This window comes from Ensifer sp. SSB1 (assembly GCF_016652895.1).
In the GTDB taxonomy this organism is placed as follows: Bacteria; Pseudomonadota; Alphaproteobacteria; order Rhizobiales; family Rhizobiaceae; genus Ensifer.
In genome coordinates this window covers 75,557-85,354 of record NZ_JAEPRP010000005.1, presented here as the reverse complement: position 1 = coordinate 85,354, position 9,798 = coordinate 75,557, and the positions used below count along the sequence as shown (strand labels likewise).

Here is a 9,798-nt window from a genome sequence, read left to right as displayed (position 1 = left end):
ACGTTGGCGATCATGGCGCCAAGCGCGAATTGCCATTCGAAGCGGAACCAGATGTAGAGCAGGATCGCGACCATGGCGAGGCCGACCGCGAGGAAGCCCGAGCGGGCAAGCTCGGCGCTGACGGTGGGACCGACGACCTCGGTACGCTCGAAGGTCGCGTCAGGGATCGTCTGCACCACCGCGTCCTTGATGCGGTTCAATGCAGTGGTCTGTTCCTGCTCGCCGCCCGGCTGACGCTGGACACGGATCAGGACCGATTTGTCCTGGCCGAACTCCTGCAGTGCCACTTCGCCGATGTTGAGCGCCTCGAGATTGTGGCGCAGGTTCGGAAGGTCGAGCGTGTTCTTCGACGTAGTTTCCACCTGAATACCACCGACGAAGTCGATGCCGTAGTTGAGGCCAGGCGTGAAGAACAGGACCACCGAGCTTACCGACAGGAAGGCCGACATGCCGATGGCGATGTAGCGACCCTTCATGAAGGAGAAGGTCGGCAGACGCGGAACCCGGCCGAAGAGCGACGGGATTTCCAGCTTCTTCATCTTACGGCGAACGACGACCTCACGCATCATCAGGCGCACGACGGTGATCGAGGTGAACATCGAGATGATGATGCCGAGCATCATGGTGATGGCGAAGCCCTTCACCGGGCCGGAGCCGAAGGCGAACAGCAGGATGGTGCCCGAGAGCGTCGTCACGTTGCTATCGATGATGGTCGCGTAGGCTTTGTTGAAGCCGATATCGAGCGCTTTCATCGCGCCCGCTCCGCCTTCCGTCTCTTCGCGGATACGTGCGTTGATCAGGATGTTGGCGTCCACCGCCATGCCGATGCCGAGAATGATACCGGCGATACCGGGCAAGGTCAGCGTGGAGCCGAGCATCGCCAGGACGGCGATCGTCAGGATCGTGTGCAGGACCAGACCGACGTTGGCGATCATGCCCCAAGCGCCGTAAAGCACGACCATGAGGGTGACGACGAGGGCAAAGCCGGCAAGGCCGGTGTAGATGCCCATGCGGATCGAGTCTGAGCCGAGGTTCGGGCCGACCGAGCGCTCTTCGATGACGGTCAGCGGTGCCGGCAGGGCGCCGGAGCGCAGCAGCGCCGAAAGGACGGTCGCTTCCTGGGCGGTGAAGTTGCCGCTGATCTGGCCGCTGCCCCCGATGATCGGCTCGCGGATGACCGGCGCGGTCAGAACCTTGCCATCAAGCACGATCGCGAAGGGCCGGCCGACATTGGCCTGGGTGATTTCAGCAAACTGACGGGCACCGAGTGCGTCGAAGTTGAAGGAGACGATCGGCTCGTTGCTACGTTGATCGAAACCGGCCTTGGCATCTGCCAGGCGCTCGCCCGAGATGGCGACGCGGCTTTCGACGGCGTATTTGTTGGTGTCGTGTGCACCCGGCAGGATGTCGACGCCACGCGGCGCCGGCTGATTGGGATCCACGGTCTGGTCGACCATGTGGAAGCTCATCTGCGCGGTGGAGCCGAGAAGCTGGCGCAGCGCCGTCGGGTCTTCAAGACCCGGGAGCTGGACGAGAATGCGGTTGGAACCGACGCGCTGGATCAAGGGTTCGGCGACGCCGACCGTGTCGACGCGCTGACGGATGATTTCCAGGCTCTGCTCGACTGCTTTGGTCGTTCGGTCGTTCAGGCCGGCTTCGGTCATCGCGACCGTGATGGTGTCGCCGTCCTCGGTCACCTCGATGTCGGAAGCCGAGCCGCCGAAGCCGAGCGTGCCAACCGGAGCCGCCAGTTCCTTAAGCTTCGGCAGGACCTTGTCGCGGTCGGCCGCGTCCTCGATCTTGACCGTCACGGTATCGCCGGCGATGCGGGCCGACGACGCCGGAACGCGCTCGGCACGAAGCGCTCTGCGCGTATCGTCGAGCAGGGTTTCGAGGCGGGCCTTGCGCAGGCCGGCGGCATCGACTTCGAGGACGAGGTGCGAACCGCCCTTGAGGTCGAGGCCGAGCGTCACCGGCTTGACCGGCAGCCAGCGGCCGAACTGTTCACGCTGCGTTGGTGTCAGCACGTTGGGAAGCGCCGCGATACATCCGAAGATGATCACGACGACATAGACGAGAATCGCCCATTTCGATGTACGCATGTTGTGGTTCCAGAAGAGCCTGCACGGGCACAGGGCGCGCCGTCAGGACTTTGTTTCATCAAAGGCAGTGCTGCGGTCGAATCCGCCAGCCAGCCAGTATGTGCTCGATGGATCAGGCGCGCGGGGGCGCGCGAATATGGGGACCGTGGTTCGCAGTCCCACCGATCTGCTCTGCGACACGGCGCAGGAACCGACCGTCCGACGATTGGGGATATTCCAGCTCGGCCAGTACCGGCAGCAGAGCCGGCAAACCGTCGTCTGCTGCGGACTTGGCGTCCTTGCGTTCGGCCGTAAATCGGAGATCGGAAAGTGGTGTCGCCCGCGACATCTGTCGGGCTGCAGGGCGATCGCTCGAGCCGGTATCGGTGACGTTGCCGGCCTGGGCACCAGAGGACGAGCGAGACGGGATGCTCTGCCCAACCGAGATGACCTGCATAGCGAAGGAGGCACAGAACAGCCACAGCACGGCTAGAAGCCGGCCGGCCTGCATGTTCTTGCTGCCACCACCCAAGCGGTCCATCGAGGACGCAGTCCCTTTCCTTGGCGCCTACTGCATATTTCCTTGAATCCTATTCGATCCGAGGGAAAGCATAAGCAGCAATTCGAAGCGCAACAGCGCCTGCGACACGAAATTCAGCCCGAACCCCAACCGTACCGCAAGAACGTGGCCGGAATCGAGCATGCGCGCCTTTAACACCATTGCGGGCCGGAAAAGTCAAATCCGGCCCGTTGCACCACTCCCGCGCCGTCAGGCCGAAAGGCCCACCGTCCGCCTCTCGTGGATCTCGATGAGCGACGGCCCCTTGCGCCCTGCGGCTGCGGCCAACGCCTGCGCCAGATCGGCAATCGAGGTGAGCCGCTCGCCTTCCACCCCGTAGGCCTTGGCCGCCAGCAGGAAATCCGGCGCCGAAGGCTTGACCCCTTCCGGGGTGACGCCGGCGTCGACCATGTAGGACTCGATTTCCTGGTAGCCGTCGTTGTTCCAGACGAGGAAGATCACCTTCGCTTCGGCATCAACCGCGGATCCGATTTCGGCCAGCGAGAACTGGAAGCCGCCATCGCCGACAAGGCAAACCACTGGCCGCGACGGATCGGCGACCGCAGCGCCGACCGCCGCCGGCGGGGCATAACCGAGCGAGCCGTAGCCGGTCGCGGAATTGAACCAGCTGCGCTGGCGCGGCGCATCACAATAGAGGTTGCCGGCATAGACGGCCTGGGTCGAGTCACCGACGACGGTGCAGTCCGGCAACGTCCCGTAGAGCGTGTCGATGATCGCGATCTCGGCCCGCATCTTCGGCGTCAATTCCTTCTGCGCTGCCCGTCTCGCGGTTTCGGCACGCCCCACGCCGTCCTTGGCGGTGTGGCCGGGCAGGAAGGCGAGGATGCCTGCGGTTGCCGCCTTGGCGCCGGAAAGGATGGAAAGCGCCGCATGCGGTCCGCGCGCAAGCTGGGCGGCGTCGATGTCGGTGCGGATGAGGTTGCGCAAGGCCGGGAAGCCGCCATCGGCATACATGTCGTAGTCCGTCTGGCCCATCTCGGTGCCGAGCGCCAGGACGAGGTCAGCCTCCTTCAGGAGTGACCGTACCGCCTTCAGGCTGGGGCTTGCCGGAACGCGCAAGGGATTGCCGGCGAGCATGCCGCGGGCATTGACCGTGGTGACGACGGGGGCGCCGATCTTCTCGGCAAGCTCCTTCACTTCGGCCTCCGCCGTCAAGGCGCCACCACCGCAGATGATCACCGGTCGCGAGGCATCGGCGCAGAGGATGGCAGCGCGCTGCAGCGTCTCACTGTCGGAGCGCGGGCGTGTGGCGGTGGCGGGCCGTGCTGCCTGCGGCGCGATCTTCGCCGCCATGACGTCAGTCGGGATTTCGATATGCACCGGTCCCGGTCTACCGGAAACGAGCACCGAGAACGCCCGGTCGACGACGAACGGCAGGTCATCCGGATTGAGCAGGGTGTGCGAATAGAGCGCCAGCGTCTTCATCATGCCGTGCTGGTCGGGAAGCTCGTGCAGCAACCCGCGACCATGACCGAGCGAATCGCGGCGATTGACGCCGGAGATCACCAGCATCGGGATCGAATCCTGCCGGGCCTGCGCCATTGCCGTTATCGTGTTCGTCAGTCCCGGTCCGGTGATGACGAGGGCGACGCCCGGCTTGCCGCTGACGCGGGCATAGCCATCGGCCATGAAGCCCGCGCCCTGTTCATGGCGCGGGGTCACATGGCGAATTTTCGATGCCGCCAGTCCGCGATAGAGTTCGACCGTGTGCACGCCGGGAATGCCGAAAACAACCTCGACGCCATTGGCCTCGAGCAGATCGACGAGGACTTCTCCAACCGTCTTTTCCATAGTCATGCGCGGCGCTCCTTACGCAGGCTGGCCCGTTCGGCGAGCGCGGCGATGCGCCGGCAGGCCTCGTCGATGGCGCCATCGGGCACGGTCAGGCTGACGCGCAGATAATTCTGCGCCTGATCGCCAAAGGATGATCCGGGCATGACGGCAACCCCCTCTTCTTCGAGCAGTGCCCAGGCAAACGCGTCGCCATCGAGGCCGGTTCCGGAAACGTCGATCAAAATGAACATGCCGGCTTCCGGCGGAAAGACGTCGATGCCGGGTGCGGCGGCGAGGCCGGAGACGATCTGCGCGGCGCGGGACTTGTACGCTTCACGCATCCGGCGGGCTGTGTCGATGTCATGCGTCAGGGCGTAAGCCGTCATGTCGGCGATGAAGGGCTGGGTGCCGAAGAGCATCGTCTCCGAGACCGGCAGCAGCCGGTCGACAAACTCGCCCGGGCCGACCGCCCAGCCGCTGCGGAATCCCGGCGCCGCGTGAGACTTCGAGATGGACGAGACGACGATGGTGCGCTCGGCAAGATCGGGATTGTCGAAGGGCGAGGCAAACACCGCGTCGAAGACCAGCTCCTCATAGACCTCGTCACAGACGATCCAGAGATCGTGGCGGCGGGCAACTTCGCCGATCGCGGCAATCTCAGCGGCCGTCAGCACGGCACCGGTCGGATTGTGCGGCGTATTGAGCAGCAGCACCCGGCTCTCCGGCGTGATCGCCTTTTCGAGATCTTCGGCCTGCATGTGGAAGCCGGATTCCGGCTTCAGCGGCACCAGCACCGGATGGGCACCGGTAGAGCGGATCACACCTTCATAGGTCGCATAGAGCGGGTCGCCGACGAGCACCGCATCGCCGGCTTCCACCAGGCCCAGCATCACGGCAAAGAGGGCCGTCTGGGTGCCGGGGAAGCACAGGACGTTCGCCGCGGTAACGTCGGCACGACGTCGGCTGTATTTCTGCGCGAGCGCCGCCACGACCGCGGGTTCGCCGCGACCATTGGAATAGCGATAGCGCCCCGCATTCATCGCCCGCTGGCATTCATCAAGAAGCGCGCGATCCGGAGGGAGATCCGGCTCGCCGATCGTCAACTCGATGATGTCGGCGCCGCTCGCCTTCAGCTGGCGGGCACGAATATGCAGCGACCATTTTCCCGAACCAAGATCGGCAAGACGTTCGGTGATGGACGCGTAGCGCATGGTGCTTTCTCCCGTTTTCATTGTTTTGCAGTTCCGATCGACGTGCCGAGCAGCGCTTCGGCCGAGGACATGGCGATTGCGATCAGTTCGCCCTCGCGAAAGAGATCGCCGGCCAGGCATCCCTCGATCCAGAGGCCGTCGACCAGCCCGTTGATGGCGATGGCGAAGGCCCGGCAGGTTTCCGGATCCGCCGGTTTCCCCTTGGCGGCAAGAAAGTCGGCAAGCAGTTCCTGCAGCGTATTGCGGAAAGCGAGATAGCCTTCGCGATGGATCTCGGCGAGTACCGGATCGACCCGCACCTGGCTGATGAACGCCGCCCAGAGCGAGATGCTGCGGCTGTCGGCCACCGGCTCGGTGAGGTTGATGGCGATGAAATCTCGAAGCCGCGTTTCCGGATCGCCCTCCACCTTGCTCGCCTTGTCGGTCAAGGATGCGATCACGGCGCGATAGGCCTCGGCGACCATCTGGTCCTTCGATTCGAAATAGTGGCGCACCAGCCCCGCGGTCACGCCGGCGCGAATCGCGATCTGCCTTACCGTCGCGCCCTTGAGCCCGAACTCGGAGATGCAGTCGAGCGTCGCCTCGATCAGTTCTTGGCGGCGCTCGCCTTCCGGGGCACGGTGAAAACTGCGCCTGTTCATGCCGCGGTCCGCTTGAAAACGTGCCCTGGCGCGGTCGGCAATGGCATCGGCCGGGACGGGGGCATGGGCAGCTCCTTCGGGAAATCGAGACTCAGGGCGGGCGTCAAAAAATCGACGATGGCTGTTATTATACGCTTGAACAATAGCGACACAAGTGCCACGATGTCGGCCAACAAAGACCCGTGACAGGCCGAAGATGCCGCGCGGAAATCGACAGGGGAACTGTTCTCATGCCAACAGCAAATGCTCTGAGAGCCGCCGGAGTGGCGTGCCGATGACGGATACGGCCCAGGCAATCGCGGTCACTGACCTGCACAAGCGTTTCGGGCCATTGGAAGTGCTGAAGGGAGTTTCGCTGACGGCGAAGCAGGGCGACGTGATCGCCATCATCGGCGGCAGCGGCTCCGGTAAATCCACCTTTCTGCGCTGCATCAACCTCCTGGAACTTCCGTCGGCCGGCAGCGTCAGCGTGCACGGCGAAACGATCAAGATGAAATCCGACGGCCGCGGCGGCCTGGTGCCGGAGGACCGCAAACAGGTCCAGCGCATCCGCAGCCAGCTCGGCATGGTCTTCCAGAGCTTCAACCTCTGGCAGCATATGACCATCCTGGAAAACGTCATCGAGGCGCCGATCCACGTGCTCGGCAAGCCAAGGGCGGAAGCGGTTGCAACCGCCGAAACCCTGCTCCGGCGTGTCGGCCTTTACGAGAAGAGAGACGCCTACCCGGCCTTTCTTTCCGGTGGCCAGCAGCAGCGCGCGGCGATCGCCCGGGCGCTTGCGATCCAGCCTCTCGTCATGCTCTTCGACGAGCCGACATCGGCACTCGATCCCGAGCTTGTCGGCGAAGTGCTATCGGTCATCGGAGACCTCGCGCGCGAGAAGCGCACGATGATCCTGGTGACGCACGAGATGAAGTTCGCGCGCGACGTCGCCAACCACATCGTCTTTCTCCACAACGGCGTGATCGAGGAACAGGGCCCGCCAGAGGCCATTTTCGGCGCACCGAGATCGGAAAGGCTCAAGAAGTTCATCAGTTCCATTCACTGAATTCCTGAATGCTAAACAACCAAAAAGGGGAACAGCATGAAGAAGGCATTGAAAGTCCTGGCCGTTGCGGCGGCAATCGCCGTCAGCGGCGGCGTGGCCGCCTCGGCGGAAGCGCTTAAGGTCGGCGTTGCCGCCGAACCCTATCCGCCGTTCACGGCACCCGATGCCAGCGGCAAGTGGGAAGGCTGGGAAGTCGAGTTCATGAACGCGATGTGCGCCGAGGCGAAACTCGAATGCGTGCTGACGCCTGTCGCGTGGGACGGCATCATCCCGGCGCTGACCTCGAAGAAGATCGACATGATCATCAGCTCGATGTCGATCACCGACGAGCGGCTGAAGACGATCGATTTCTCGGACAAGTACTACAATACTCCGACCGGCATCATCGGCACCAAGGGCGTCGACATCAAGCCGACGCCGGAAGGCTTGAACGGCAAGACGCTGGGCGTCCAGGTCTCGACGGTCCATCAGGCCTATGCCGCCAAGCACTTCGCGTCGGCAGGCGTCGAGGTCAAGGAATACCAGACGCAGGACGAGGCCAACAACGACCTCGCCGCCGGTCGCCTCGATGCGGTTCAGGCGGACGCGATCGCGCTCAAGACCTTCCTCGCGACCGACCAGGGCAAGGAATGCTGCGATTACAAGGGTGATGTCGCCGAAGACGTCGCCGTGATCGGCCCGGGTGTCGGCGTCGGCCTGCGCAAGGGCGAAACCGAACTCAAGGACAAGGTCAACGCCGCCATCAAGGCGATCCGTGACAACGGCACCTACGACACGTTCTCGAAGAAGTACTTCGACTTCGACATCTACGGCAAGTAAGGCGCGATCGGCCGGCGTTCGACCCGTTGCAGCGTCGCATGTCTGAAGGACACGCAACGCTGTAGCGACCGCCGGCCGGCGCCATCGGAGCTCGACGTATGGCTGCGGATTCCCTCATCAATTGGGGCCTGCTTTCGCTTACGGCGCCCGGCTGGGGCGGCGTGTTGCTGCAAGGCTTCTTCAATTCCATTCAGATCGCCGTCGGCGGTTTCACGCTGGGGCTCGCCCTCGGTGTCGGCGGCGCCTTCGGCAAGCTCTATGGCGGCCCGGTGCTGCGCGACCTGCTCGAATGTTACACCACGGTCGTACGCGCGGTGCCGGAACTGGTGCTGATCCTGCTGCTCTATTACGCCGGCACCGATCTTCTCAACCAGCTGCTTGCGCTCTTTTCGATCGGCCCGGTCGATATCAGCGGCCTGATGGCCGGCATCTTCGTCATCGGCGTCGTTCAGGGCGCCTATTCGACCGAGGTGCTGCGCGGTGCGATCAAGGCGGTTCCTGCCGGGCAAATTGAGGCCGCGCGTGCCTACGGCATGTCGCCGACCAAGGTCTTGAGGCGCATCACCCTGCCGGCGATGCTGCCCTATGCCATCCCCGGCCTTTCCAATCTCTGGCTGATCGCGACCAAGGATACGGCGCTGCTCGCCGTCGTCGGCTTCAGCGAGCTGACGCTGGTCACGCGCCAGGCGGCCGGAACGACCAAGGCCTATCTCCTGTTCTTCCTTGCCGCCGGCGCGCTCTATCTGATGCTGACGCTCGTCTCCAATATCTTCATCGGCATGCTCGAACGCCATGCCCGACGAGGGTTGGCGGTGCAGCGATGACCGACGAAACCACACACGCGGTTGCCTTCACGCCCGAGGACCTGCCGACGGCCAAGAGCTTCTTCCAGCCCCATCGCATCGTGATGATGCTGGTCTTCGCAGCCTTTGTCGTCTCCATCGCCGTCTTCATGCGCTGGGATTGGCTGCCGCGCTACTTGCCGCGGCTTGGCTGGGGCATTCTCGTCAGCCTCCTGATGCTGTTCAGCACATCGATCCTCGGCTTCCTTTTCGCGGTGCCGATCGGCCTAGTGCAGGTGACCGGCCCCTGGTTCCTGAAGCTCCCTGCCAAGGTCTTCTGCACCGTCATCCGCGGCACGCCGCTGCTCTTGCAGCTCTGGCTGCTCTACTACGGGCTCGGTTCGCTGTTCCCGCAGTTCCCGGCCATCCGACAGTCCTTCCTCTGGCCCTATCTGCGCGAGGCCTGGCCCTATGGCATGGCGGCGCTGACTATCTCGTTCGCCGCCTATGAGGGTGAGGTCATGCGCGGTGCCTTTGCCGGGGTTCCGCATGGAGAGCTGGAAGCGGCCAAGGCCTATGGCATGGGCCGCTGGACGATGTTCCGCCGAATCTGGCTGCCACGCGCCATCCACCGCGCGCTACCGACGCTCAACGGAGAAACCGTGCTGCAGCTGAAATCGACGCCGCTCGTTGCCACCGTGACCGTCGTCGACGTCTATGCGGTGATCTCCAAGGTGCGGCAGGAAACGTTCCTTACCTACGAGCCGCTGCTTTTGCTGGCGCTCATCTATATGTGCCTCACCGGCATTCTGGTGGTGGCCTTCCGCAAGTTCGAAAATCGCATCCCAACCCGCGGTGCCTGA

General features: G+C 63.8%; 9 protein-coding genes. 4 read left to right on the top strand and 5 right to left on the bottom strand.

Going from position 1 to position 9,798, the window contains the following annotated elements:
• The 5 genes from secD to I8N66_RS02275 form a co-directional block, all read right to left on the bottom strand.
• Positions 1-2,102, bottom strand: a 2,102-nt coding sequence (secD, locus tag I8N66_RS02295; RefSeq protein ID WP_291149193.1) for a protein translocase subunit SecD, incomplete at its 3' end; no start/stop codon positions are given.
• A 112-nt stretch (positions 2,103-2,214) separates the two neighbouring features.
• A complete protein-coding gene (locus I8N66_RS02290; protein ID WP_291149190.1) occupies positions 2,215-2,622 on the bottom strand; it encodes a hypothetical protein in 408 nt (135 codons plus the stop codon).
• 228 nt (positions 2,623-2,850) lie between these two features.
• Entirely contained in the window at positions 2,851-4,458 is a 1,608-nt protein-coding gene (locus tag I8N66_RS02285; protein WP_291149187.1) for a 5-guanidino-2-oxopentanoate decarboxylase, read from the bottom strand.
• Positions 4,455-5,645, bottom strand: a complete 1,191-nt coding sequence (locus I8N66_RS02280) for a pyridoxal phosphate-dependent aminotransferase (protein WP_291149184.1) — start codon at positions 5,643-5,645, stop codon at positions 4,455-4,457. The genes I8N66_RS02285 and I8N66_RS02280 overlap by 4 nt, the downstream gene beginning before the upstream one ends.
• A gap of 17 nt (positions 5,646-5,662) precedes the next feature.
• Positions 5,663-6,286, bottom strand: coding sequence for a TetR family transcriptional regulator C-terminal domain-containing protein (locus I8N66_RS02275; protein WP_113536491.1), 624 nt, complete (start codon positions 6,284-6,286; stop codon positions 5,663-5,665).
• 274 nt (positions 6,287-6,560) lie between these two features.
• On the opposite strand from I8N66_RS02275, the gene I8N66_RS02270 reads away from it, so the two are divergent.
• The 4 genes from I8N66_RS02270 (at position 6,561) to I8N66_RS02255 (ending at position 9,798) form a co-directional block, all read left to right on the top strand.
• Positions 6,561-7,334, top strand: a complete 774-nt coding sequence (locus I8N66_RS02270; protein ID WP_291149179.1) for an ABC transporter ATP-binding protein — start codon at positions 6,561-6,563, stop codon at positions 7,332-7,334.
• Positions 7,335-7,370: 36 nt separating this feature from the next.
• The gene (locus I8N66_RS02265) at positions 7,371-8,153 is read left to right on the top strand and encodes a transporter substrate-binding domain-containing protein (protein WP_113536493.1); all 783 of its coding nucleotides are present in this window, start codon (positions 7,371-7,373) and stop codon (positions 8,151-8,153) included.
• A 98-nt stretch (positions 8,154-8,251) separates the two neighbouring features.
• Positions 8,252-8,977 carry an ABC transporter permease gene (locus I8N66_RS02260; RefSeq protein WP_291149176.1) on the top strand — a complete coding sequence of 242 codons (726 nt, stop codon included), beginning with the start codon at positions 8,252-8,254 and terminating at the stop codon, positions 8,975-8,977.
• Positions 8,974-9,798: an ABC transporter permease gene (locus tag I8N66_RS02255; protein WP_291149173.1), complete on the top strand. Its 825-nt coding sequence runs from the start codon at positions 8,974-8,976 to the stop codon at positions 9,796-9,798. The genes I8N66_RS02260 and I8N66_RS02255 overlap by 4 nt, the downstream gene beginning before the upstream one ends.